This is a genomic window from Paracoccus sp. MA (assembly GCF_020990385.1).
Taxonomy (GTDB): domain Bacteria; phylum Pseudomonadota; class Alphaproteobacteria; order Rhodobacterales; family Rhodobacteraceae; genus Paracoccus.
Genome location: NZ_CP087597.1, coordinates 578,445 through 600,369 on the forward strand (window position 1 = coordinate 578,445; position 21,925 = coordinate 600,369).

Sequence of the window (21,925 nt, forward strand, 5' to 3'; positions counted from 1 at the left end):
CCGGTCGGTCGGCATGGCCGGCAACGGGCGATGTCATCCTGGCTCTCCCTTTCCAGTCCCGGGCGCTTGGCGGGAACCGCGACATTCCTTCCAACCGTTCCCGCGGGCCGTTTGTTCCCCGGGCAAGGGGCAGGGAGGGGCCGCCGCTCATCCCGCCAGCCGCCAGGCGCGGCGCAGATCGGCAAGGAACAGTTGCCTTTCCGTTTCGCGCGCCGCGGAATCGCGGATGCGCAGCAGCCATGAGGGATGGATCGTCGCGATCATCGGGATGCCGTCCTCGATGCGGCCGGTCTTGCCGCGCAGCGACGAGATCGACACCGGACGGCCCAGCAGGCTGCGAAGCGCCGTCGCCCCCATGGCCACCAGAACGGCGGGGGCGACCAGCTTCAGCTCCTGCCCCAGCCACCATTTGCAGCGGTCGATCTCGCCGGCATTCGGGCTGCGGTGCAGACGCCGCTTGCCGCGCGGCTCGAACTTGAAATGCTTGACGGCATTGGTCACGAAGATCTGGTCGCGCGGGATGCCCGCCTCGGCCAGGGTCTGGTCGAAGAGGCGGCCCGCCGGGCCGACGAAGGGGCGGCCGGCCAGATCCTCCTTGTCGCCCGGCTGCTCGCCCACGACCATCATGCGCGCCTGCCGGTGGCCCTCGCCCGGCACGACCTGCGTCGCGTCGCGATAAAGCGGGCAGCGCGTGCAGTTCGCCTCGGCCTCGGCCAGCGCGCCGAGGGTCGCGGCCTCGACTTCCGCCTCGGACATCGGGTCTCCTCCTTGCCGCCCGGCATCGGGCCGCTTTGGCCGCCTCGGGCTCTGGCTGCTCAACGGATGCCGGGGCGGGATGTTCCCGCCGCCCGGGCCCTGCGGCTCTCGCGGGAACAAACCGGCGCCCCGGCGGTTCCCATCGCCGTCCCGAAGCCGGCGGCCCATTGCCGTGAAGGAGGGGCCGCGAAGGAGGAAAGGATGCCCGGACAGGACAGGAATGCGCGCCACAGGGACCTCGCCGTGCTGGCCTGCGCGGCGGCGTTGTCGCTGGGTGCGGGGATGCTGCTGTGGAGGCGGTCGACGGGCGGGCACCGTTCGGACGACGCGCCGGGCCGCGCGGCGCGGCGGCTGGATTTCGGCGGCTATCAGGTGGTCGGGCGGACCGTCACGATTGCCGCGCCCCGCAGCGCCGTCCATGCGCCATGGCGCGATCCCGCGCAGCTGAACCGGATTTTCGGCGGCGGGCTGAAGGTCCGGCCGCTGTCGGAGGACCGGATGGCGTGGATCCTCGCCACCCCCTCGGGCGAGATCGAGGTCGAGACGCGGCTGGTCGAGGAACGCGCGGGCGAAATCCTGGCCTGGCGGTCCGTGGACGGCTCCGGGATCGACGTCGAGGCCAAGCTCCAGCTTCGCGACGCCCCGGCCGGCCGGGGCACCGAGGTCGAGGCGCATATCGCCTGGCGGCCGCCTTGGGGCCTGCCCGGGCACTGGGCGGCCCGGCTGGGCGGCACCGATCCCGGACGGCTTTGCCGGCAGGCGCTGAAGCGCCTGAAGATGCTGCTGGAAACCGGCGAAATCGCCACGGCGGACAATCGGAGGGATTCGTGATGCGCGCCTTGACCTGGCAGGGAAAACACGACGTGCGGGTGGATACCGTCCCCGATCCCCGGATCGTCAATCCGCGCGACGCGATCATCGAGGTGACCGCGACGGCGATCTGCGGCTCGGACCTGCATCTCTATGACGGGGTGATCCCGGGCCTGCGGCCGGGCGACGTGCTCGGCCATGAATTCATGGGCCGGGTGGTCGAGACCGGGCCCGGCTCGACGCTGAAGCCGGGCCAGCGGGTGGTGGTGCCCTTCACCATCTCTTGCGGCAGCTGCTTCTTCTGCGCGCAGGGCCAGTTCTCGGCCTGCGACAATTCCAACCCGGTCGAGGCGCAGGAGGCGTCGGAATTGCTCTATGGCCATGCGATGAGCGGGCTTTTCGGCTATTCGCACCTGACCGGCGGCTATCCGGGCGGGCAGGCGGAATATGTGCGGGTGCCGTTTTCCGATGTCGGTCCCATCGTGGTGCCGGACGGGGTCCCGGACGAGCAGGTGCTGTTCCTGTCCGATATCCTGCCGACCGGCTGGATGGCGGCCGAGAACGCGCAGATCCAGCCGGGCGACAGCGTGGCGGTCTGGGGCTGCGGCCCGGTGGGCCTGTTCACCGTCCAGTCGGCGCTGCTGATGGGGGCAGAGCAGGTCATCGCGATCGACCATCATCCCAACCGGCTGCGGCTGGCGCGTGATCTGGGCGCCAGGGTGATCGACTATCGCCACAGCCATGTGCTGGAGGCGCTGCTGGAGATGACCGGCGGCATCGGCCCGGATGCGGTGATCGACGCCGTCGGCATGGAGAGCCACGGCTTTGCGCCGGACAACCTGCTGGACACCGCCAAGCAGAAGGTGGGCATCGGCGTGGACCGGGCGCATGTGCTGCGCATGGCGCTGCTCGCGGTGCGCAAGGGCGGCCGGGTGTCGGTGCCGGGCGTCTATGGGGGCTTTGCCGACAAGTTCCCGCTGGGGGCGCTGATGGAGAAGGGCCTGCAGATCCGCGCCGGCCAGACGCATGTGCAGAAATACGGGCAGGATCTGCTGCAACGCATCCTCGAAGGGCAGATCGACACCACCTTCCTGATCTCGCATCGCCTGTCGCTGGAGGACGCCGCCACGGGCTACAGGAACTTCCGCGACAATCAGGACGAATGGACCAAGGTGGTGCTGAAACCCCGCTGAGGCCGGCGCGGGCGGTTCTGCGCCTGGCCGCCCGCCTCGCGGAGGCCCGGCTTAGCCGCTTTTGCGCTGGCGCGCGGCGGGCTTCTTCCGCGCCGCCGGCTTTTTCGCGCCCCGCCCGGCGCTTTCGCGCAGCGCCGCCATCAGGTCCACGACCTTTTCGCGCGGCGCCGGTTTCCTGGGCGCGATCCGGCGCCCCTCCAGCTTGGCCCGGACCAGATCGGCCAGCGCCGCCTCGTAGCGGTCCTCGAAACCGGCGATGTCGAATTCGCCCATCTTGGTGGCGATGATATGCTCGGCCAGGTCCAGCATCTCGCCCTTGATCTTCACGGCCGAGACATCGCGGAAGGCTTCTGCGGCCGAGCGCACCTCATAGTCGAAATTCAGCGTCGTCGCGATCATGCCGGGGCCATGGGCGCGGATCAGCACCGTGCGCACGCGCCGGAACAGCACCGCCCGCGCCAGCGCCGCCACCTTCTTGCGGCGCATGCCTTCGCGGATCAGGGCGAAGGCCTCCTCGGCGGGCCGGTCGGCCGGGGTCAGGTAATAGGGCCGGTCGAAATAGACGTCGTCGATGTCGCCGCAGGCGACGAAGCTGGCCACGGCCAGCGTCTTGTCGCTTTCCGGGACGGCGGCGGCGATCTCCTCGGGATCCAGGACGACGTAATCGCCCTCGCCGACCTCGTAGCCCTTGACCTGATCGTCCTTCTCGACCGGCTTTCCGGTGGTGCCGTCCACGAACTGCCGCCGCACCCGGTGGCCGGTGGCGCGGTTCAGCGTGTGAAAGGCGATGCGCTCCGAGGTCGAGGCGGCGGCATGCAACGCCACCGGGCAGCTCAGCTCGGCGATCTTCAGCAGTCCTTTCCAGATCGCCCTGGGGGCCATGGCGCGCGTCCTTCGTGGAAATCCGCAACGATGACCAACGCCCCGGGTGAAACGGGGGTTCCGGCGCCGCGGATCATGCCGGGGCTACTTTCGCGGGATGATGCTGATCGCCCCGCTGATTTCCAGCACCGCGGCGTCGATCTCCCGCAGCGTGGCGAGGCCGTGCTGCACGCGCGCGGCTTCCAGGATATCGGCCGGGCTGACGCGCGCGCGCGTCAGCGCCTCGCGGTCGATCTCGCCCCGGCTCATCAGCACCGTGGGCGTTCCGTCCAGCCAGAGCGCCAGCCGCGCCGAGCGCATCTTGGCAAAGGACAGGATCACGTCGACGGTCACCAGCGTGATCATCAGCACCACCGCATTCACGATCGAGAAGTCGTCGCCCAGCAGCGCCTGCTGCGTCGTCTCGGCGATGATGAGAAGCAGGACGAAATCGAAGGGCGTGGTCTGCGCCAGCGTGCGGCGCCCGGACAGCCGGGTCATGGCCAGCAGGACCAGATAGATCGCAATGCCTCGGATCACGGAGTCCATCGGCGGCCCTCACGGCAGGATCAGGATGCGGGCGGTCCGGGTTTCCGCGCCGATCCCGACCTCGAGGCGCGTCCAGCCGAAATGCTTCGCCCGAATGTCCAGCGTCACGGTCCGCGGGTCCTCCCCCTCGGCCGCAAAGACGAAGCTCTGCGCGGCGCCGGACAGCGTGCTCCGCTCCGGCTCGGGCTGGATGCGCTCGACCGAGAAACGGTCGAGGAAGTCCCGCCCGATGCGCAGGCCGTGCGAGGGGGCGGGGCGCTCGAAACGGACCTTCAACTCGTCGGGCCCTTCCCAGCGGCTGATGCGGGGGAACTCGACCCGCGCGCCGTCGAAGCGCATGACGGATTTCTGGAAGGCGCCGCCGCTGCCGGTCAGGCCCAGCAGCGCCACAAGGCAGGCCGCGGCGAAGGCCAGCCAGGCGAGGCGCTGCGCCCGCCAGAACCGGCGCTGGAAGGCGCGGTCCTCCTCGATCTGCAGGCCGTCCGCGCGCAGGGGCGGGGCGGCCGGTTCCTTGGCCATCGGGCGATCCTCCCCGGACAGGTCGTCCCCGGCCAGGGCCGCGGACGACGCATCGCGCTTTCGCCGTTACTGGGTGGCGGGGACAGGGCCGTCCTCGTCGAATTCCGGCAGCGCCTCGAGCTGCTCGCGCGTCCAGGGCAGATAGATGCGCAGGTCGGTATCCTTGCGATAGACCACCAGATCGCCGACCGGCACCGCGACGCGATGCTCTCCCATGCCCAGGAAGCCGCCGACATCGATGATGGCATGGCTGATCTCGGCCGCGCCCATGCCTTCGGCCTGGGCATCCGCCTGGGCATCGGTCGGGGCCTGCGCCGGGGGCGTGGTGGCGTCGGTGGGCGTGATGGTGCCGGCATCCGAGCCGATGTTCTCCATCCGGTCGGTGTCGCCGGTATCGGTGCCGGTGGCGACATTGCTGGAATCCGACTCGGTCATCGGCGCCGCGCCGTCGGGACTGGCGGAATCGGCCGGGCTGTCCGCCGCGCCGGCGGTCGTGTCGGTCGTCGTATCGGTGGCCGCGCCGGTGGTCGTATCCGCCGGGGCTTCGGCCGGCGCCTCGGTCGTGGCCGCGGGGGCGGTCTCGGATGTGGCGTCGGGGGCGGTGGCGGCGCCGGCATCGCCGCCTTGCAGCGAGGTGGTGCCGTTGGCAAAGACCAGCCCATGCACCTCGCCGATCTCCTCGCCGCTGGCGTCGTAGACGGTGGCGCCCTCCAGGTTCTCGGTCGTCAGCACCACGTCGCCTTCGACATAGCCGTCGGGCGGGGTGATGATCGGTGCGGGCTCCAGGGCGGGGGCGCTCTCCTGTCCCATCGGCACCGGTTGGGTGTCGGCCTGCGGGCTGTCGGCCTCTGGCGCCGGGGCCTCTGGCGTCGGGGTGTCCTGGGCGTGGGCCGCCGCGACGCTCAGCGCGGCGGCAAGGGCGGTGGTGACGAACAGATGTCTCATCTTTTCCTCCTCCGGATGCGGGTTGACGGGCCGTGAACCGGTTGCGGCGGAAAATGTTCCAGCCGCCCTCCTCACGGCAGCGTTATGGAACAGATCGGCAGCGGCCCTGTTGGAACCACCCAACCCGAGAATGCAGAGGAGGGATCGGAATGGACCACAGCACCCATATTCGCCTGCGCGAGGACGAGTTGACCGAGGCCGCGCTGACCGGGGCCACCGTCTACGGCCCGGGCGACGAGCGGATCGGCCATGTCTCGCATGTCCACGGCACCGGCGGCGACACGCTGGTGGTGATCGATGTCGGCGGTTTCCTGGGAATCGGGTCGAAGCCGGTGGCCGTGCCCGCCCGCGACCTGGATTTCATGCGCGACGCCAGCAACAGCGTGCATGCCGTCACGCGCTGGACCAAGGACGAGCTGAAGGAGATGCCGGAGCATCGCGAGTGACGCCTCGCTGACGCATCCCCGCGCCGGCCCGTCAAGGGGCCGGCCGCCGCAAACCAGGAGGATCCTGCCATGGGCAAGACATTCGATCCGCAAGAGGAAAACACCAAGTTCAACGTGCGCAAGCGGGCCCAGGACCTGAAGATGGGCAATGCCGATCCTGTGCTGAACCCGCGGCAGATGCCGGGCTCGGACGAGCCCAATGCCGGCGGCCAGAACCGCGAGGCGGGCGACCGCAAGGCCCGCCAGAACGACCCCGTCACGAACAGGGGGGAATAGGACCCGCCGGGCTTGCCCGGCCCTGACCGGAAACATGGCCCCGACCCGGCATCGGCCGGGCCGGGGTCATCCATGCGTAGGGCGCCCGCCTGCGCAAGCCCGCGCCATTGCCGGCCGCGCGCCGGCCAGGGTCATGTTCTTTCTTGTCAAAATATCCTCGGGGGTCCGGGGGCAGACAGCCCCCGGCACCGGCCGCGCCGGCAGAGCGCCGTTCGGATCTGCTGCGGGTCCTAGGCCGCCCGACGCCGCGCTGCCGACCTTGCGCCCCATCTTGCGCGGCGCCGCCCCTTCAGTAATTCCCGGGCGGATCGCTGGCGGGAAAGGATTCGTCGCTCTGCTCGTCGACGATGTCCCAGTCGCGCGGCGGATTTTCCATCCGGCGGCGGCCGGCGGGGCGGATGTCCCGCCGCCCCGCCGCGCCCCGCGGGGCCGGGCGCGCCAGCGCATCGCACAGCCCCTTCAGCGCGAAGCCGGCGGCGAGGCCGCAGACGAAGACCAGCGGACGGTTGCTCATGACTGCACTCCTTCTTCGGGTTCTGGGCCTCAGATCATCGGCATGCCGCCGGTGACGGGGATGGTGGCGCCCGAGACATAGCTCGACATCGGTTCGGCCAGCATCACATAGGCCGAGGCCAGCTCGACCGGCTGGGCCGGGCGCTGCATCGGATAGTTGGCGCCGAACTTCGCCACCTCTTCGGGCGACATGCTGGCCGGGATCAGCGGCGTCCAGACCGGCCCCGGCGCCACCGCGTTCACCCTTATGCCGCGCCCGGCCAGCATCTGCGCCAGCCCGGTGGTGAAATTCTGGATCGCGCCCTTGGTGGTGGCATAGGCCAAGAGCTTGGGATTGGGCTTGTCGGCATTGATCGAGGCGGTGTTGATGATCGCCGCGCCCTCGGGCATATGCGGCACCGCCGCCTTGGTCAGGTGGAAGATCGCGTCGATATTGACCGCGAAGGTGTGGCGCCATTCCTCGTCCGGGATCTCCTCGATGCTGTCGAACAGCGCCTGATGCGCGGCATTGTTGACCAGGATGTCGATGCGGCCGAAGCGTTCGACCACCTCGGCGACGATCTTGCGGCAATGGTCGGGATCGGCGATGTCGCCGGGGATGGACAGGCAGTTGCGCCCGGCCTCGCGCACCAGTTCGGCGGTGCTGGCGGCATCCTCTGTCTCGTTGAGCCAGGACAGCGCAAGATCGGCGCCCTCGCGGGCATAGGCGATGGCGACGGCGCGGCCGATGCCGCTGTCTCCGCCGGTGATCAGCGCCACCTTGCCCTCCAGCCGGCCGGCGCCCTTCCAGCTCTCCTCGCCATGGTCCGGGCGCGGGTCCATCTTCCGGAAGCTGCCGGGCAGGTCCTGCTGCTGCTCGGGAAAGGGTGGCTTGGGATAATCGCTCATCGGTCGGGCCTTTCGTCGGGGTTGGGGGCGCCGGGCTGCTTGTTGCCGTCGCCTTGGCGGTTCGGGTCCTCGGTGACCGCGCCGGCCGGGTCCATGCGTTGCTGGCGCTGGTCGAGCACATGCGGCGCCGGCCGGCGCAGCCGCTCGACGGCCGAAAGGGGCGGCGGCGCGGCTCCGGGGCCGCGGGGGGAACGGGCCCGCCGGCCCTGGGGTTCCGGCGCGCGGCTGCCGATCGCCTCGGCCGCGATCAGGCCCAGCGACAGGCCGACCCCCAGCGCGAGCAGGCCCAGCCCGACGCCCGCGGGCGGCAGCACCAGCTCCCATCCCGGGCGCAGGCGCGCCGGCATCAGGCCGTAATCCACCAGCCCGGCCAGGGCGGCGGTCCCTAGGCCGGCCAGCCAGGCCAGCCCCATGCCGCCGCCTCGCGCGCGCCGGGCCAGCAGCACCGCAACCGCCGCCCAGAAGAAGCACGAGGCGACATGGATGACGGCGCCCAGGCCGGTATGGGCCAGATCCAGCGCCGGCTCGGTCGCGGCGGCGGGGCCGTGCAGCACATGGCTGGTTGCGTTGATGGCGATCCATGGCGGCAGGCCGCGCGCGGCGGCAAGCGCGCCCAGCATCGCGGCCGAGGCGATTGCCGCCATCGTCGCGGCAAGGGGCCAGCCGATGTCGAACCGCCGCATTGGTCGGGTGCCTTGCATTTCGGCTCCTGCTTTTCTGCTTCGGGCTTTCTGAACCTTTTTCTCTTCTGATTGTTCCGTGGAACATCTTTGCCTTGGTTTTGTTGATTGCGTCGCGGCTCCGGGTTCCGGGGCTGTTTTTTTTCAGGAAGGAGACATCCGATGCCCGACAAGGTCCTCGACGATCTTTTCCACGACACGCTGAAGGACATCTATTATGCCGAGCGGCAGATCGTGAAGGCGCTGCCGAAGATGGCGCGCGGGGCGCAGTCCGAGCGGCTGCGCGAGGCCTTCGAGCAGCACCGCGAGCAGAGCGAGACGCATGTGGAGCGGCTGCAGCAGGTGTTCGAGCTTCTGGGCAAGCCGGCGCGGGGCAAGACCTGCCCGGCCATCGACGGCATCATCGAGGAGGGCGAGGAGGTCCTGGCGGCCTTCAAGGGCGCCCCGGCGCTGGATGCCGGGCTGATCGCCGCCGCCCAGGCGGTGGAGCATTACGAGATCGCCCGCTACGGCACGCTGCGGCAATGGGCGCGGCAGCTGGGGCTGAAGGAGGCGGCGGCGCTTCTGGAGCAGACGCTGGAGGAGGAATCGCAGACCGACGAGCTGCTGACCGAGATCGCCGAGAGCGAGGCCAACCGCGACGCGGTCGAGCCGGCCTGAGGCGGGCCTCCGGCGGGGCGGCGAGGCAGGCATCGGTGCCGGGAAACGCATGCCCGCCGCAGGCGGGGTGCGCAGGATGGCCGCGGCATGAGGCGTCCCCCTCCGGGGAACGTCCCGGGCAGGAGGGCGGCCAGGACCGGAGGGGAGTAGCCCGGGCCCGGTCCTGAAGCGGGACCTGAGGGCCTCCAGGCTCGGCCGCGGCGCGACGCCCCCTTGGGCCGGCAAGCCCGGGCAGGACGGCGGCGGCACCGGCGCGGAGGCAAAGCCGGCGGGGGATGCGGAAGGCCGCAAACGCAGGAGGGCGGGGCACGCCGGCGGCCCTCCGGCAAGGCGGGGCCACAAGGCCGAACGCACGAGGCCGAACGCACAGGGCCGAACGCACGGCCGGACCCGTCGGCCGGCATCATTCGCCTCGCCCTGCTCGGCCGCGCCTCGATCGGCCCTCTCGAACGCTCCACCTCATTCTGGCCGCCTCGTTCTGGCCGCCTCAATCGGGACGCGGCCGCCGCCGGCCTGCCGGCCCGCCGCTCCGGGTCCTCCGGATGCGGCCGGGCGGCGGCGTGGCGGCCGCGCCCCGACCCCGGCAGGGCCGGCGCCCGCCGCGGCCCCGAGGGGCGCGCGCGCGGCCGGCGGAACCGCCCGGCGCGGCGCGCCTGCCCCCGGGCCGCGGACCGGCGGCGCGCGAGGGGAACTTCCGCAGGGCGTGCCGGCTGCCTCCGGGAAGGCGGGAAACCGCCCGGCCGGGCAAATGTTCCAGGCTCCAAATGTTCCCGGCCCGTCTTCCCCGCATATGTTCCCGCGCCGGTTCCCCGCCCGTCCTTCCGGCGAGCCGCCCGGCCCTGGCCATGACCATGCCCCGGCCCAGGCGCCCGGGGCCCGGGTCGGCCCGGGGGTCGGGTCAGAGCGCCGGCTCCAGCACCCGTCGCAGCATCGAACGCGCCCGGTTCACCCGGCTCTTGATGGTGCCGATGTCGCAGTCGAGGATGCGGGCGGCGTCGAGATAGGTCTCGCCGAGCGCCCCGACCAGGATGATCGCCTCGCGGTAATGCCGCGGCATCTCGCGCAGCGCCGCCTGCAGCTCGGTCGCCTGCAGGTGCCATTCCTGCCCGGGCCTGACCTGCGCCAGCAGCGAGGCGCAATCCGCCGCCCCGGTGCGCTCGCGCGCGGCCTTCTGGCAATTGGTCAGGAAGCGGTTGCGCATGATGGTGAACAGCCAGGCGCGCATGTTGGTGCCGGGCCGGTAGCGATGGGCGTTCTCGATGGCGCGCAGCAGGGTCTCCTGGACCAGGTCCTCGGCATCGGGGACCGACCTGCACAGGGCGCGCGAATAGGCCCGGAGGGCTGGGATATGTCCGAGTATGTCGTCCGACATGACGGTCCTTCGCGATCCTCGAGGTGGCGACGCCGAGTCAATGCCGGGACGGGGGGATGGTTCCGCGCGAAAGCGCGGCCGGGCGGAAAGCGGCCGGGGCTAGCGGGCGCCGCCGCCCTTGCCGGGACCGCCGCCATCGCCGGGGCCATTGCCGGCGGCCTTGCCGGGGCCGGCGCGGCGGTGGCGGGCGTCCTCGAGCGCCGTCTCGAGCCGCCTGGCCAGTTCGCGCAGCCGCGGCGAGACCGGCTCCTTCTCGGTCTGCGCCAGCAGGTCGGCCAGGGCCCTGTCCAGTTCGGGGTCCGGCTCGGGATCGACGGCGGGGCCGCCTTCAGCGTTGGCCATCGGGGTCTCCATCTTCCAGGCGAGTTGACATATCTTAATCGATCGTCGCCGCTTGGCGACCCTCTGCAACCTGCATATTCCGGCAGTGTTGCAGAACGGGACGCGCCCTCCCGCTCACATTCGGGCGATGCGGGCGGGGCGCCGCCGGGGGCCTGGCGTTCCGGGGGCCTTGCGTTCCAAGGACTTGCGGCGGCTTGCGGCGGCTTGCGGAGGGGGGGTGGCCCCGGCGGCCCCCGTTCCTTTCCCTGCCTTCCGGCCCCTGCCGTCGCCGCGGCGGCCTGGGCCGGGGCGGGAACATTTGCGCCCCCTGCCGGTTCATCGGCCCCACAGCATGGAGGGGCATCAGATGGAGGCATCACATGGCGCGTGAGACGGAGACCTCCGGCAGCAGGCGCCGGCAGGAGGGCGGGCAGGAGGGCGGGCCGGAGGATCGGGCCCGGACGCAATCGGGGCCGCAATCGGGGCCGCAATCGGGCGCGCAATCCGGCCAGGACCAGGCGGATCAGGAGCAGCCGGATCAGGAGCAAGATCAAGATCAGGAGCAAGATCAGGATCAGGATCAGGATCAGGCGGATGGCCGGGGCGACGGCTTCGCCGCGCTGCGCGGCCATCACAAGGCCCTGCGCGCGCTTCTGGGCGAATGCGCCGGGGTGGCCGATGCCGAAAAGGCCGAAGCCGTGCTGCCGCGCCTGGCCGAGGCCTGGGCGCGGCATGCCGGGGCGCATCGGCTGCTCTACGACGCCGCCGCCGAGGCGGGGCTGCAGGAATTCCCGCTGCTGACCGAGAACGCCGTCGAGGCGGATCTGGTGTCGTTCCTGCTCGGCCGGGCCGGGCGGGACCTGGACGGGCCGCTGGCGCTGGCCGGGCTGCGCGTCGCGGCCCGGATGATCGGCGGGATCGTCGAACGCGAGGAGAAGCCGCGCAGCGGCCTTCTTGCCAAGGCCAGGGCCGCGGGGGTGGAGCCCGCGGCCCTGGGCAGGCGCATCCGCGCCTGCATGACGGCGCTGTCCGGGCAGGACGGCGCGGCGACGCCGCAACCGCGGCACCTTACGGCAAATCAGGAGGATATCATGCCGAGGAATTCGAACATGCCCGAGCGCGACGAGCGCGGCCGCTTCGTCAGCGACGACGACGACCGCCATGGCTCGCGCGGGCGGGGCTCCGGGCGGGGCGCGTCGGGCCGGGACGACGACCGCGAGCGCGACAGCCGCGGCCGCTTCGCGAGCGACGACGACGACCGCCGCTATGCCTCCTCGCGGCGCTACGACGACGACCGCCGCTACGCCTCCTCGCGGCGCTACGACGACGACCGTCGCTATGCTTCGCGCGGGCGCGACGACGATTATGGGCGCGACCGCGGCCAGGGCGGCTGGTTCGGCGACCCCGAGGGCCATGCCGAGGCGGCACGCCGCGGCTGGGACCACCGCCGCGACGATGACGACGACCGCTACGGCTCGCGCGGCCGGGGCGCCGGGCAGGGCGCGTCGCGCCGGGACGACGACCGCGAGCGCGACAGCCGCGGCCGCTTCGTGAGCGACGACGACGACCGCCGCTACGCCTCCTCGCGGCGCTATGACGACGACCGGCGCTATGCCTCGCGCGGGCGCGACGACGATTATGGGCGCGGCCAGGGCCAGGGCGGCCAGGGCGGCTGGTTCGGCGATCCCGAGGGCCATGCCGAGGCGGCACGCCGCGGCTGGGACCATCGCCGCGACGATGACGACGACCGGCGCCATGCCTCGCGCGGGCGCCGCTGAACCCGGGCGAGAGGGGGCCGCAAGGCCCCCTTTCCGCCCCGTGGGACCGGATCGATGAGCAGGCCGGAGAAGGCGACGGAGAAGGCGATGGAGAAGGCGCGCGCGCCCGGGCCGGAGACGGAAGCAGGAAAGCGGCCGGAGGAGAGCCGCGGCGCCAATCCCTTGCGGCTGCGCGCCGAGATCGACGCCGGCCGGACCGGCGACAAGCTGGGCTTTCCCGACCCGGCGGCGGCGCCGCTGGGCACCGACGACGAGGCGGCGGGCACCCCGGTCAGCCGCGAGCAGCTGCGCCTGGCGCGCCGCGCCGAGCTGGCCCAGGGCGCCCGCGCCCGCCGCAACCCCGGCCCGCGCCCCCTGCCGCAGAGGCTCGCCGTCCTCGCCATCCTGCTGCTGATCATCATCACAGCCATCCTCATCCGCGCAAACAGCCAAAACTGAATCACGTCGGACGGGAGAGTTTCTGCCGAACCCAAATCCGCTCAAGAAGAAGCACGAGGAGCGCGCCGATGTCGCGCTCGGAGCAGAGATGCGGAAGAAGGGCCAGGGCCTGTTCCAGCGCATCGGCCACCAGGTCGTCGGCCAGCGCCGCATCCTGCACCAGGAAGCGGGCCATGGCGCGCAGCCGCGGCATCATCTCCGTCACCGTCATCTCGGGCGTGCAGCACAGGCCGGCATGGTAAAGCGCGCTGTGCAGCAGGACGGCCGAGGCCAGCGCCTCGGGACCGTCCCGGCGCGGCACGCAGCTGCCATGCGGATAGAGGCCCGGATGCAGCTCGGGCCCTGCGGTGAACATGACGAAGGGGATGCCTGCCGCCTGCAGGCTGTGCGCCAGCGCCGCGGGCTCGCGCAGATTCAGCACCGCCGCGTCGACCTGCATCAGGTCCGGGCGTTCGAGCGTCACGGCCATCGCCCCGGCGCCGGCTACGGGGATCTCAGCCTGCTCCTCCGCGGTCCAGAAGGCAGAGAGGCGGTGCCGCGCCATCATCGGCGGCAGGGCCGGCGAGACGGACGGGGGCGCGTCATTCACCAGCACCTCGACCGAGGCGCCGGCGTCGCGCAGGTATTCCGCCACCGAATCGCTGCCGGGCCCGCCCTCTTCCCACAGCGCCAGGCACAGCCCGTGCAGGTCGGCATTGCGGTAGAAATGCCCGATCCCGGCCGGGGGAATGCATGAGGGGAGCTTCCGGCCGGGCATCGTCAGCCCCTATGGCCGGCCAGGGGGGCATGCGGCGCTCCGGGTTCGTTGCCGGGGCGTTCCGCTTGGGCGGCCCGCCCCGGTCGGGGGCGATCCGGGCGGTGGGCGGCGTCCCTGCCGGCGCCGCCCCTGCGCATCGGTTGCGGCGCACCAGCCGCTCCGTCGTCGCAGCACCGGAGGAAACCCGCCGCCGCGATGATCGGGATGGGAAGGCGCTTCTGCTTCCGGGTCTTGATGCGTGCTGCGGACATCGAATCCTCCTGCGGGCCTGCCGGGCGGCCCCGCCTCCGGGGCCCGGAACGGAAACCTGCCGGGCGCGGGCTTGTTCCCGGCCTCAGCCCGCCGACCAGGCCTCGAGCACCTCGGCCAGCAGCGCGGTCTCGACCTGCTGCGAGAAGCGCCGGCGGTACAGCGTCATCGCCGCGTCATGGCCCCGGTCGGTCGAGGAGCAGACCGCATCGCCGACAAGGATCACCCGGTAGCCCAGATCGACGGCGCCCAGCACGGTGGCGAGCACGCAGACATCGGTCTCGCCGCCGGTGACCACCAGCGTGGTGATCCCGGCCCCGCGCAGCAGGCGGTGCAGCCCGCCGTCGTGCCAAGGCGAATAGACCGGCTTGTCGATCACCCGCGCAGGCGGCGCATGCCGGGCCAGTTCCGGCAGCAGCTCCAGCCATTCGCCGTCCAGCCGCTCGCGCAGCATCTCGGGCCATTGCGCGTAATAGCGCGCCCAGCTGCCGGGTGCCGCGTCGAGCCGCGCGGGCGGGATGAAGCGCGTGAAGAGCGTGCGCTCGGGCCGCGCCGTCACCAGCGTGGCGACCACGGGCAGGATCCTTTCGATCCAGGGCACCGCCCAGGGCGAGCCGGGGGCGAAGAGCCGCTGCATATCGATGCAAAGATGCAGGGTCTCGGGACCCATCGGGCCGAATCTGAGTGCCTGTCCCATTGCCGATTCCGCTGGCCGCCTCTTCCGGGCAGAAACGGATGCGCAGGGAAATTGTTCCGCCGCGCCCGTTCCGCGAGGCAGCCGCCGGCGTTGCGCTGGCGCAGGGTGGTTTCCCGGCCCTGCCTGCAGGCGGGGGCGGCTGGAAGCCGGTGCGGCGATCGGCAACCGGATTCCGTCGATGGGCCGCAGATCCTATCCCCCGTCCGCTGCGGGCCGGATCATTCCGGATGGCCAGGTCATTCGCGCCCGGTGGCCGGTTCCAGATGCCAGGGCGGGAATGAGGGCATCTGTTTCCTCGCTGTTCAGGGGAAAATGGTGCTATTGCAGATTTACGCGGCGGCCTTCAGCTGATTGCGGCCATCCGGTCCGCAAAGCCGATCCGGCGCGTGGCGATGCGCGACAGCAGTGCTTCGTCATGGCTGATCGCCAGGATGCCAATACCCGTTTCCCGGGCCAGACCCAGCAGGACATGCCATAGCTCGGCTTGCGCGACCGCGTCCAGCGGCGCGCTGATTTCATCCGCGATCAGGAAGCGCGGACTGATCGCCACTGCCCGGAGCAAGGCGACCCGCATGAGCTGTCCGCCGGACAGCTCATGCGGGAAGCGGGTCGTCCAGCCGGGCTCCACCCCCAGCTTTGCGGCAAGCGCGGGAGCGGGGGGCGCGCCTTCGGCGATGATGCGCCCGATGCGCCAGCGCGGGTTCATGGTCTGGATCGGGCTCTGCGGCAGATACTGGACCGGCGAAGGCCCGCCCCGGGCTGCCGGCGCGCCGTCCAGCAAAACCTGTCCCGCCAGCGGCCGCAGGTAGCCGGCAAGCAGACGGGCAAGCGTCGATTTTCCGCAGCCGGACGGGCCGGACAAACCCAGGATCTCGCCCGACGCGATCTTCAGCGAGATATCCTCGATCAGGGGCAGGCGGGGATCGTGGCGATAGCAGAGGCCGCGGGCTTCAAGCATGGGTGGACCTGCCGGCTGTGTCGAAAGCGTTCTGCGGCAGCGCGTTCCACAGCCTGCGGCTCCAGTCCGACAGCAGGGCGCTGCCGTCGCCGGAAAAGGCTGCGGCGCGCTCCTCGGCCAGGATGCGGCCGTCGCGCATGACCGCGACACGGTCGGCATAGGGCAGGGCGGTGACCAGATCATGGGTGATGACGACGACCGTGCGCCCGGCATCGGCCAGCGCGCGCAGTCGCCGCAGCACGCGCCGCGCCATGCCGGCCGAGATTGCGCCGGGATAGAGCCTGGCCACCTCGGGCGGCAGGCCGACGCGGGCCAGGGCCTGGTCGACCGGGAAGCCGCGCGGCAGCCCGGCCCGCCTGGCGGCCCAGCGGATCTGCTGTCCCACCGTCGCCAGCGGGTCGAGGAAGGTCACCGATTGTGGCACCAGCGCCAGCACCCTGCCGCGCATCCCCGCCGCCGTGGCGGGGGAGAGGGGGATGCCGTTCAGCCGGATATTGCCGCCCATCCGCGCATTGGCGGGCAGCAGGTGCAGGACGGCGCGTGCCAGCAGGCTTTTGCCTGCGCCCGAGGCGCCGACGATGGCCATCATTTCGCCAGGGCGGGCGGTCAGCGTGACGTCCTCCAGCGGCATGCCGCCGCAGGGAAAGCGCAGCGACAGATTGCGGATTTCCAGCAGGTGGGTCATGGAGCCGCGCTCCTTGGGTCCAGCGCCCGGCGCACGGCATTGCCGACGCCATCGAAGGCCAGGACCAGCCCCAGCAGGCAGAGGCCGGGGAACAGCGCCAGCCACCATCGCCCCGCCGCCAGCGTCTTCATGGCATCGGCCAGCAGGATGCCGATGGCGGGGCGCGAGGGCTCCAGCCCGAAGCCGAGGAAGGTCAGCCCGGCCTCGTGCAGGATCGCGTGGGGGAACAGCAGGATGAAGCCGACGACCGCCTGCGGCAGCAGATGCGGCAGGACATGGCGCAGCAGGACGAAGCCGCGCGAGCGGCCAAGTGCGTAAGAGCTGCGGACGTAGTCCGACGCCTGCACCTGCATCAGCTCGGCGCGCAGGACCCGGCTGAGGCGCGGCCAGTGCGTCAGCGCCACCGCCAGGATGACCGCCTGCGTGCCGCCCCCGAAGACGAAGGACAAAAGCACCAGCAGGACCAGATGCGGCAGGCCCAGGAACAGGTCGATCACGAAGGACACCGCCGCGTCGGTGGCGCGATGCAGTCCCGCGGCCAGCGCCAGCAGGATGGCCACGATGGTGGAAATGGTGGCTGCGGCGAATCCCACCTGCATGCTGACCCCAAGCCCGGCAAGGGTCCGGGCCAGCATGTCGCGCCCCAGCTGGTCGGTGCCGAAGGGATGGGCCAGGGCGGGCGGCTGGAAGCGCGCCTGGAAATCGGTGCGCATCGCGCTGTCGCCGATCAGCGCCGCCGCGATCCCCAGCGCCGCCAGCAGCAGCAATCCAAGCGCCGGGCGCAGCAGATGGACGGGCAGGGCGGCGGGCCGGCGCCGGGGGCGCGGGGCGGTCTCGATGCTGCTCATCCCTCGCTTGCCTCCCGCAGGACGGGGGCCGGGCCGCGCATGCGCGGATCCACGATGCGGTAGAGGATATCGGCCAGCATGTTGCCGGTCGAGACCACCAGCGTTGCCAGCAGGGTAATGGCCAGCAGCAGCGGCACATCGCCCTTCATCGCCGCCTCGACCGTGGCGCGGCCAAGGCCGGGATAGGCGAAGACCTGCTCGGCCAGAACCGCACCGCCGAGGATTTCACCGATGGAGGCGAAGAAGATGGTCAGCGCCGGCAGGGCGGCATTGCGCGCGATGCTGCGCCGGGCGATGTCGCCCGGCCGCGCGCCCTGGGCCAGCGCGAAAAGGACGTGATCGGCTTTCATCAGCTCGGCCACCTTGGCGCGGGTATGCAGCGCGATCTGCGCGATCCCCAAGAGCGACAGGACCGCAAGCGGCAGGATCAGGTGATGCAACCTCTGGACCCATGTCACCTCTTGCGGCAGCGCGCCGATCGGGCCCGAACAGCAAAGCGGCGTCCAGCCCAGATTGACCGAGAACAGGGTCAGCGCCAGCAGCGCCACCCAGAAGGTCGGGGCCGAGGCCGTCACATAGGCATAGATGCGGATGATCCGGTCGGGCAGCGATCCTTCGCGGATCCCCGCCGTGATGCCCAGGCCGAAGCCCAGCACGCCCGACAGCAGCCAGGCGGGCAGGGTCAGCAGCAGCGAAGGCAGGATACGCTCGGCCAGCACGGTGCGGACCGGGGCGCCATAGGCGGTGCTCCAGCCCGCATCGCCCGACAGGATGCGGGTCAGCCAGCGGGTGAACTGGGCAAGGACGGGCTGGTCCAGCCCCCATGCGGCGGCGATCAGCGCCTTCTGCTCGGGGCCCAGACGCGCGATGGCGGGGCCCAGATAGGCATCGACCGGGTCGACGGGCGAGAGCTTCATCAGCGCGAAAGCCGCCGCCGCCGCAGCCAGCAACAGCAGCCCCAGCCGCATCAGGCGCAGGGCGATGATCCTGCCCAGACCGCGGCCCGCCAGCATCATGGGCAGGTCCATGTCCATTCCGCCAATGATGCGGTGATCGGCCAGCCATGGCCATGCGGCTCGACCTGGGTCCGGCCCAGGTCGAGGCATTCGCCGACGAAATAGACATGGTCCAGATTGACCAGCCACGCCCATGCCGCATCGCCCCTGACGCCGTATTCGGCGGCCGCGGCGGACCAGAGCGGATAGGATTGCTCCAGCGACGGCGCGGCCTGCGCTTCCGCGAAAAGCGCGTCTACCCTGGGATTGGCGTAATAGGTCGGGTTCAGGTATTCGACCCCCGCCAGCGCACCGTCATAAAGCGCAAACAGCTGATAGGGTGAATGGCTGCCGAAGCCGAAGACGACCGGCTCGGCATGCATCACCTTTTCGATGCTGCTCCACGAGCCGCCCTTGGGCGTGGCCTCGATCCCCAGCGGGCGCAGCAGCTCGGCGGTGGTTTCCGCCAGCATCTGCCGGGTGGAATCCGAGGCGGGATAGTGGATCGGAAAGGCGGCGCGGATGCCGCCCTTCACGCGGATGCCGTCCTTGCCTTCCACCCAGCCCGCATCGTCCAGCAGCCGTTTGGCGCCCGCCAGATCAAAGGACAGGCTGTCGTCCCGACCCTGCCAGGGCAGCCCGTCCGCCGGGCCCCATGCCGGGGTGCCGTGGCCGTGCAGGGCGACCTCGACGATGGCCTCACGGTCGAGGCCGATATTGATGGCCTGCCGGATCGCCTTGTCAGAGGTCACGGCATTGCCGAGCTTGCCCCCTGCGGGCGAGAGCTCATCCTGCGGGGGAAGAAACGGCAGGCTCAGCCCGCGATTGTCCACGGTCGGCACGGGGACGGCGCGGAATTTCTGGGGCGGGTTGCCGGCAAGCGGGGCAGGAACCGAAACTATATCGACCGCGCCCGCCTGCGCCGCCGCCAGGCCGGCGGCCTCGCCGGTGAACAGGAAGGTCAGGCGGTCGAATGCCGGCTGCTTGCCGTAATATTCGGGATTCCTTTCGACGATCAGCTGCTCGCCCTCGCGCCAGGACACGAAGCGGTAAGGCCCCGAGCCGATGGGATGGCGGCCGTAATCGGGGCCGTAAGAGGCGGCAGGCAGGATGCCCAGCGTCAGGAAGTTCTCGACGAAGGTGATCCACGGCTTCTTCAGCCGAAAGACCACGGTGCGGTCGTCGGTGGCGCTTGCGCTGTCCAGCACCGACAGGTCCAGCCCGCCGGCCGAGGTCTTGCCCTGCTCGAAGGTGAAGGCCACGTCGCGCGCCGTCAGCGGCGTGCCGTCCGAGAAGCGGGCGTCGTCGCGGATCGTCACCGTCCATGTCAGCCGGTCCTCGGACAGGTGCCATTCCGTCGCCAGGTCGGGCTGGATGGCCAGGTCCGCATCGCGCCGCAGCAGCGTGGACTGGAACAGCGGATGACCATAGGCGCCCCAGCCCAGCAGGGGATCGAAGCCGGTTTCCGGCTCGCCGCCGATGGCCAGGACAAGGCTGGTCTTCGGGGCGGAGAAGCCTGCCGCCGGTGCGATCGCCAGCGCCGCGAAAACCCCCAAGGCCACGATATGCGAAAATGGGTTGGACTGTCTTTGGGGCATGGGCTGGGGCTCTCCGGGCTGGATAGGCAATCTCTCTGCGGCTCTGGCCGGTCCCGGCAAGGGAGCCGGCCAGCAATGGGAGGTCAGACCTTCTCGGCCACGCAGTCGTTCACCAGGCGGCCGACGCGCTCGATCTCGACCTCGACATGGTCGCCGGGTTTCAGCCATTGCGGCGGCTTCATCCCGATGCTGCCGCCGGCGGGGGTGCCGGTAAAGATCACGTCGCCGGGCCGCAGCGTGAAATACTGGCTGAAGAACGAGATGATCGTCGGAATGTCGAAGACCATCCCCGCGGTCGAGCCGTTCTGCTTTTCTTCGCCGTTCACGCTTAGCCGGATGTTCAGGTCCGAAGGGTCGCCCACCTCGTCCTTGGTGACGATCCACGGTCCCATCGGCGCATGGCTGTCCTGCGTCTTGCCGCGCAAGAGCTGGCGGTCGGCGCGCATGTGATCGACGACGACCACCTCGTTGCCGCAGGAATAGCCCAGCAGGTAGTCCATCGCGTCTTCCCTTTCCACGAAGCGCGCCTTTCGGCCGATGACCAGCACCAGCTCGGCCTCCCAGCCGATCATCTCGCTGTTGCGCGGGATGATGATCGGGTCCGAGGTGCCGACCAGCGCGTTGCCATACATCGGGAAATTCGTGATGATTTGCGGCACGTCATGGCCCATCTCTTCCAGATGGTCGTAATAGTTCGAGCCGACGCCGATGATCTTTTCGGGACGGGTGATCGGCGCGCCCAGTTCCAGCGAGGCCAGTGGCAGGACATGGGCGGCATCGGGCCTGGCCAGCGCCTCGCTGACCAGATCGGCGGCCAGGTCCAGCCCGCCCTCGGCATTCAGCAGATCGAAGGTCGAGGCGACCGCCGCCATCTGCTCGGCCGTCGCATCGGGACGCAGCGCCGCAAGGGCGGCGGCCAGAACGACGACCTGCTCGCCCTCGCAGATGCCCAGCCGCAGGGTCTTGCCGCTTTTGAATTGAAGGATCTTCATGGCATGGTCTCCGTTGCAAGGGGGGCGGTGCCTGTCCCAAGGGCGGGATCGGGCAGGTTCAGCTGGCGATGCGCCGCGCGCAGCGTGTTGAGCAGCAGGCAGGCGATGGTCATCGGACCCACGCCGCCCGGACCCGGTGCGGTGCCGGTGCGGCCGGCAAGAGCCCCGGCGGCCTCGGCGATGTTTCCCGTCAGCCGCGCGGCGCAAGCCTTGCCGTCGATGACGCGCGCGCTCATTCGAAGACCACGGTGCGATGGCCGTTCAGGAAGACGCGCCGTTCCAGATGCAGCTTGACGGCCTTGGCCAGCACGCGCGTCTCGATATCGCGGCCCACGGCCACCAGATCGTCGGCGGACAATGTGTGGCTGACGCGCTCGGTCTGCTGCTCGATGATCGGGCCCTCGTCCAGATCGGCCGTGACGTAATGGGCGGTCGCGCCGATGCTTTTGACGCCGCGATCATAGGCTTGGTGATAGGGGTTGGCGCCCTTGAAACTGGGCAGGAAGGAATGGTGGATATTGATGATCCGCCCGAACTGCGCCTTGGAGAAACTGTTCGAAAGCACTTGCATATAGCGCGCCAGGACGATGAGGTCGGCGCCGGTGCTGTCGGCCAAGTCCTGCAGGCGCTTTTCCTGCTCGGCCTTGTTTTCCTTGGTGACCGGCCAGTGGTGATAGGGCAGGCCCGCCGCCTCGGCCGAGGCGCGCGCGTCTTCGTGGTTCGAGACGACCGCGACGATCTCGGCTTTCAGCCAGCCGACCCGGATCTGGTACAGCAGATGTTCGAAACAATGGTCGAAGCGCGAGACCATGACGATGATCCTGGGCAGCCGGTCGGCCTCGTAGAGGTTCAGCTGCAGCCCGAAGCGCGAGACCGCGGGGGTCAGGGCGTGCCGGATCGCGTCCTTGGTCTTGTCGCCGGGACAGGCAAAGCGGATGCGCAGAAAGAAGCGGCCCGTGGTGCGGTCGCCGAACTGCGCGCTTTCCAGGATATTGCCGCCGAAATCGGCCAGCCGTCCCGTGACGGTGGCGACGATGCCCGGCTGGTCATCGCAGGACAAGGTCAGGATATATTCTTTTTCAGACATCAAAGCCGGTCCTTTTTGATCGGGCGGATATTTGAAAAGCGCCCCTATTCATAT

26 protein-coding genes and 1 pseudogene are annotated in these 21,925 nt (G+C 70.5%); 7 read left to right on the forward strand and 20 right to left on the reverse strand.

Annotated features, from left to right (window positions below):
• Positions 1 to 147 precede the first annotated feature (147 nt).
• The gene (locus LOS78_RS02960) at positions 148 to 756 is read right to left on the reverse strand and encodes a UdgX family uracil-DNA binding protein (RefSeq protein WP_230376833.1); all 609 of its coding nucleotides are present in this window, start codon (positions 754 to 756) and stop codon (positions 148 to 150) included.
• Positions 757 to 957: 201 nt separating this feature from the next.
• Between LOS78_RS02960 and LOS78_RS02965 the strand changes: the two genes are divergently transcribed.
• Together LOS78_RS02965 and LOS78_RS02970 are read left to right on the forward strand one after the other, a co-directional pair.
• Positions 958 to 1,587: a cyclase gene (locus LOS78_RS02965; protein ID WP_230376835.1), complete on the forward strand. Its 630-nt coding sequence runs from the start codon at positions 958 to 960 to the stop codon at positions 1,585 to 1,587.
• Positions 1,587 to 2,759, forward strand: coding sequence for a zinc-dependent alcohol dehydrogenase (locus LOS78_RS02970; protein ID WP_230376836.1), 1,173 nt, complete (start codon positions 1,587 to 1,589; stop codon positions 2,757 to 2,759). The genes LOS78_RS02965 and LOS78_RS02970 overlap by 1 nt, the downstream gene beginning before the upstream one ends.
• Before the next feature lie 51 nt (positions 2,760 to 2,810).
• Here the strand turns inward: LOS78_RS02970 and LOS78_RS02975 are convergent, their stop codons facing one another.
• The 4 genes from LOS78_RS02975 to LOS78_RS02990 all read right to left on the reverse strand — a co-directional run bounded on the left by LOS78_RS02975 (position 2,811) and on the right by LOS78_RS02990 (position 5,633).
• Entirely contained in the window at positions 2,811 to 3,641 is an 831-nt protein-coding gene (locus tag LOS78_RS02975) for a Ku protein (RefSeq protein WP_036697138.1), read from the reverse strand.
• An 84-nt stretch (positions 3,642 to 3,725) separates the two neighbouring features.
• Entirely contained in the window at positions 3,726 to 4,169 is a 444-nt protein-coding gene (locus LOS78_RS02980; RefSeq protein WP_028712644.1) for a DUF421 domain-containing protein, read from the reverse strand.
• 9 nt (positions 4,170 to 4,178) lie between these two features.
• A complete protein-coding gene (locus LOS78_RS02985) occupies positions 4,179 to 4,688 on the reverse strand; it encodes a hypothetical protein (protein WP_230376838.1) in 510 nt (169 codons plus the stop codon).
• A 66-nt stretch (positions 4,689 to 4,754) separates the two neighbouring features.
• Positions 4,755 to 5,633 (reverse strand): photosystem reaction center protein H, encoded by an 879-nt coding sequence (locus tag LOS78_RS02990; RefSeq protein WP_230376840.1) that lies wholly within the window; start codon positions 5,631 to 5,633, stop codon positions 4,755 to 4,757.
• Between the two features lie 149 nt (positions 5,634 to 5,782).
• Here LOS78_RS02990 and LOS78_RS02995 point away from each other — a divergent pair, with 149 nt between their 5' ends.
• Complete coding sequence (locus LOS78_RS02995) at positions 5,783 to 6,079, forward strand: PRC-barrel domain-containing protein (protein WP_028712646.1); 297 nt, start codon at positions 5,783 to 5,785, stop codon at positions 6,077 to 6,079.
• A 69-nt stretch (positions 6,080 to 6,148) separates the two neighbouring features.
• Positions 6,149 to 6,355 (forward strand): hypothetical protein, encoded by a 207-nt coding sequence (locus tag LOS78_RS03000; protein ID WP_036697140.1) that lies wholly within the window; start codon positions 6,149 to 6,151, stop codon positions 6,353 to 6,355.
• A gap of 289 nt (positions 6,356 to 6,644) precedes the next feature.
• Here LOS78_RS03000 and LOS78_RS03005 read toward each other — a convergent pair whose 3' ends face one another.
• The 3 genes from LOS78_RS03005 to LOS78_RS03015 are packed head-to-tail and all read right to left on the reverse strand — an operon-like array spanning position 6,645 to position 8,439.
• A complete protein-coding gene (locus tag LOS78_RS03005; protein WP_028712647.1) occupies positions 6,645 to 6,869 on the reverse strand; it encodes a hypothetical protein in 225 nt (74 codons plus the stop codon).
• Positions 6,870 to 6,898: 29 nt separating this feature from the next.
• Entirely contained in the window at positions 6,899 to 7,756 is an 858-nt protein-coding gene (locus LOS78_RS03010; RefSeq protein WP_230376842.1) for a glucose 1-dehydrogenase, read from the reverse strand.
• On the reverse strand, positions 7,753 to 8,439 hold the full coding sequence (locus LOS78_RS03015; protein WP_230376843.1) for a hypothetical protein: 687 nt from the start codon (positions 8,437 to 8,439) through the stop codon (positions 7,753 to 7,755). The genes LOS78_RS03010 and LOS78_RS03015 overlap by 4 nt, the downstream gene beginning before the upstream one ends.
• Positions 8,440 to 8,598: 159 nt before the next feature.
• On the opposite strand from LOS78_RS03015, the gene LOS78_RS03020 reads away from it, so the two are divergent.
• Positions 8,599 to 9,096, forward strand: coding sequence for a ferritin-like domain-containing protein (locus tag LOS78_RS03020; RefSeq protein WP_028712650.1), 498 nt, complete (start codon positions 8,599 to 8,601; stop codon positions 9,094 to 9,096).
• An 898-nt stretch (positions 9,097 to 9,994) separates the two neighbouring features.
• Here the strand turns inward: LOS78_RS03020 and LOS78_RS03025 are convergent.
• A complete protein-coding gene (locus LOS78_RS03025) occupies positions 9,995 to 10,468 on the reverse strand; it encodes a sigma-70 family RNA polymerase sigma factor (RefSeq protein WP_028712651.1) in 474 nt (157 codons plus the stop codon).
• 99 nt (positions 10,469 to 10,567) lie between these two features.
• Entirely contained in the window at positions 10,568 to 10,810 is a 243-nt protein-coding gene (locus LOS78_RS03030; protein WP_230376844.1) for a hypothetical protein, read from the reverse strand.
• 359 nt (positions 10,811 to 11,169) lie between these two features.
• Here LOS78_RS03030 and LOS78_RS03035 point away from each other — a divergent pair, with 359 nt between their 5' ends.
• Together LOS78_RS03035 and LOS78_RS03040 are read left to right on the forward strand one after the other, a co-directional pair.
• A complete protein-coding gene (locus LOS78_RS03035; protein ID WP_230376845.1) occupies positions 11,170 to 12,567 on the forward strand; it encodes a hypothetical protein in 1,398 nt (465 codons plus the stop codon).
• A gap of 54 nt (positions 12,568 to 12,621) precedes the next feature.
• The gene (locus LOS78_RS03040; protein WP_230376846.1) at positions 12,622 to 13,005 is read left to right on the forward strand and encodes a hypothetical protein; all 384 of its coding nucleotides are present in this window, start codon (positions 12,622 to 12,624) and stop codon (positions 13,003 to 13,005) included.
• A gap of 1 nt (position 13,006) precedes the next feature.
• Here the strand turns inward: LOS78_RS03040 and LOS78_RS03045 are convergent, their stop codons facing one another.
• From LOS78_RS03045 to purU, 10 genes and pseudogenes are all read right to left on the reverse strand, one after another.
• Entirely contained in the window at positions 13,007 to 13,762 is a 756-nt protein-coding gene (locus LOS78_RS03045; RefSeq protein WP_230376847.1) for a hypothetical protein, read from the reverse strand.
• A gap of 334 nt (positions 13,763 to 14,096) precedes the next feature.
• Positions 14,097 to 14,681, reverse strand: a complete 585-nt coding sequence (locus tag LOS78_RS03050) for a cysteine hydrolase family protein (RefSeq protein ID WP_230376848.1) — start codon at positions 14,679 to 14,681, stop codon at positions 14,097 to 14,099.
• 370 nt (positions 14,682 to 15,051) lie between these two features.
• Positions 15,052 to 15,666 (reverse strand): ABC transporter ATP-binding protein, encoded by a 615-nt coding sequence (locus LOS78_RS03055; RefSeq protein ID WP_230376849.1) that lies wholly within the window; start codon positions 15,664 to 15,666, stop codon positions 15,052 to 15,054.
• Positions 15,659 to 16,351, reverse strand: coding sequence for an ATP-binding cassette domain-containing protein (locus tag LOS78_RS03060; protein ID WP_230376851.1), 693 nt, complete (start codon positions 16,349 to 16,351; stop codon positions 15,659 to 15,661). Before LOS78_RS03060 ends, LOS78_RS03055 begins: the two co-directional genes overlap by 8 nt.
• Positions 16,348 to 17,199 carry an ABC transporter permease gene (locus tag LOS78_RS03065; protein WP_230376853.1) on the reverse strand — a complete coding sequence of 284 codons (852 nt, stop codon included), beginning with the start codon at positions 17,197 to 17,199 and terminating at the stop codon, positions 16,348 to 16,350. Before LOS78_RS03065 ends, LOS78_RS03060 begins: the two co-directional genes overlap by 4 nt.
• Positions 17,196 to 18,227 carry an ABC transporter permease gene (locus LOS78_RS03070; RefSeq protein ID WP_230376855.1) on the reverse strand — a complete coding sequence of 344 codons (1,032 nt, stop codon included), beginning with the start codon at positions 18,225 to 18,227 and terminating at the stop codon, positions 17,196 to 17,198. Before LOS78_RS03070 ends, LOS78_RS03065 begins: the two co-directional genes overlap by 4 nt.
• Positions 18,212 to 19,792: an ABC transporter substrate-binding protein gene (locus LOS78_RS03075; protein ID WP_230376856.1), complete on the reverse strand. Its 1,581-nt coding sequence runs from the start codon at positions 19,790 to 19,792 to the stop codon at positions 18,212 to 18,214. The genes LOS78_RS03070 and LOS78_RS03075 overlap by 16 nt, the downstream gene beginning before the upstream one ends.
• Positions 19,793 to 19,875: 83 nt before the next feature.
• Positions 19,876 to 20,784, reverse strand: a complete 909-nt coding sequence (locus LOS78_RS03080) for a fumarylacetoacetate hydrolase family protein (RefSeq protein ID WP_230376858.1) — start codon at positions 20,782 to 20,784, stop codon at positions 19,876 to 19,878.
• Positions 20,781 to 21,002 (reverse strand): annotated as a pseudogene (locus LOS78_RS22070) (hypothetical protein); the annotation flags it as partial. The pseudogene LOS78_RS22070 and the gene LOS78_RS03080, both read right to left, overlap by 4 nt.
• 14 nt (positions 21,003 to 21,016) lie before the next feature.
• Positions 21,017 to 21,871 carry a formyltetrahydrofolate deformylase gene (purU, locus tag LOS78_RS03090; RefSeq protein ID WP_230376860.1) on the reverse strand — a complete coding sequence of 285 codons (855 nt, stop codon included), beginning with the start codon at positions 21,869 to 21,871 and terminating at the stop codon, positions 21,017 to 21,019.
• Between the last annotated feature and the right edge of the window lie 54 nt (positions 21,872 to 21,925).

Coding starts and splice junctions, on each gene's coding strand:
- LOS78_RS02960 (WP_230376833.1), bottom strand. CDS start 756: ATGTCCGAGGCGGAAGTCGAGGCCGCGACCCTCGGCGCGCTGGCCGAG.
- LOS78_RS02965 (WP_230376835.1), top strand. CDS start 958: ATGCCCGGACAGGACAGGAATGCGCGCCACAGGGACCTCGCCGTGCTG.
- LOS78_RS02970 (WP_230376836.1), top strand. CDS start 1,587: ATGCGCGCCTTGACCTGGCAGGGAAAACACGACGTGCGGGTGGATACC.
- LOS78_RS02975 (WP_036697138.1), bottom strand. CDS start 3,641: ATGGCCCCCAGGGCGATCTGGAAAGGACTGCTGAAGATCGCCGAGCTG.
- LOS78_RS02980 (WP_028712644.1), bottom strand. CDS start 4,169: ATGGACTCCGTGATCCGAGGCATTGCGATCTATCTGGTCCTGCTGGCC.
- LOS78_RS02985 (WP_230376838.1), bottom strand. CDS start 4,688: ATGGCCAAGGAACCGGCCGCCCCGCCCCTGCGCGCGGACGGCCTGCAG.
- LOS78_RS02990 (WP_230376840.1), bottom strand. CDS start 5,633: ATGAGACATCTGTTCGTCACCACCGCCCTTGCCGCCGCGCTGAGCGTC.
- LOS78_RS02995 (WP_028712646.1), top strand. CDS start 5,783: ATGGACCACAGCACCCATATTCGCCTGCGCGAGGACGAGTTGACCGAG.
- LOS78_RS03000 (WP_036697140.1), top strand. CDS start 6,149: ATGGGCAAGACATTCGATCCGCAAGAGGAAAACACCAAGTTCAACGTG.
- LOS78_RS03005 (WP_028712647.1), bottom strand. CDS start 6,869: ATGAGCAACCGTCCGCTGGTCTTCGTCTGCGGCCTCGCCGCCGGCTTC.
- LOS78_RS03010 (WP_230376842.1), bottom strand. CDS start 7,756: ATGAGCGATTATCCCAAGCCACCCTTTCCCGAGCAGCAGCAGGACCTG.
- LOS78_RS03015 (WP_230376843.1), bottom strand. CDS start 8,439: ATGCGGCGGTTCGACATCGGCTGGCCCCTTGCCGCGACGATGGCGGCA.
- LOS78_RS03020 (WP_028712650.1), top strand. CDS start 8,599: ATGCCCGACAAGGTCCTCGACGATCTTTTCCACGACACGCTGAAGGAC.
- LOS78_RS03025 (WP_028712651.1), bottom strand. CDS start 10,468: ATGTCGGACGACATACTCGGACATATCCCAGCCCTCCGGGCCTATTCG.
- LOS78_RS03030 (WP_230376844.1), bottom strand. CDS start 10,810: ATGGCCAACGCTGAAGGCGGCCCCGCCGTCGATCCCGAGCCGGACCCC.
- LOS78_RS03035 (WP_230376845.1), top strand. CDS start 11,170: ATGGCGCGTGAGACGGAGACCTCCGGCAGCAGGCGCCGGCAGGAGGGC.
- LOS78_RS03040 (WP_230376846.1), top strand. CDS start 12,622: ATGAGCAGGCCGGAGAAGGCGACGGAGAAGGCGATGGAGAAGGCGCGC.
- LOS78_RS03045 (WP_230376847.1), bottom strand. CDS start 13,762: ATGCCCGGCCGGAAGCTCCCCTCATGCATTCCCCCGGCCGGGATCGGG.
- LOS78_RS03050 (WP_230376848.1), bottom strand. CDS start 14,681: ATGGGTCCCGAGACCCTGCATCTTTGCATCGATATGCAGCGGCTCTTC.
- LOS78_RS03055 (WP_230376849.1), bottom strand. CDS start 15,666: ATGCTTGAAGCCCGCGGCCTCTGCTATCGCCACGATCCCCGCCTGCCC.
- LOS78_RS03060 (WP_230376851.1), bottom strand. CDS start 16,351: ATGACCCACCTGCTGGAAATCCGCAATCTGTCGCTGCGCTTTCCCTGC.
- LOS78_RS03065 (WP_230376853.1), bottom strand. CDS start 17,199: ATGAGCAGCATCGAGACCGCCCCGCGCCCCCGGCGCCGGCCCGCCGCC.
- LOS78_RS03070 (WP_230376855.1), bottom strand. CDS start 18,227: ATGGACCTGCCCATGATGCTGGCGGGCCGCGGTCTGGGCAGGATCATC.
- LOS78_RS03075 (WP_230376856.1), bottom strand. CDS start 19,792: ATGCCCCAAAGACAGTCCAACCCATTTTCGCATATCGTGGCCTTGGGG.
- LOS78_RS03080 (WP_230376858.1), bottom strand. CDS start 20,784: ATGAAGATCCTTCAATTCAAAAGCGGCAAGACCCTGCGGCTGGGCATC.
- purU (WP_230376860.1), bottom strand. CDS start 21,871: ATGTCTGAAAAAGAATATATCCTGACCTTGTCCTGCGATGACCAGCCG.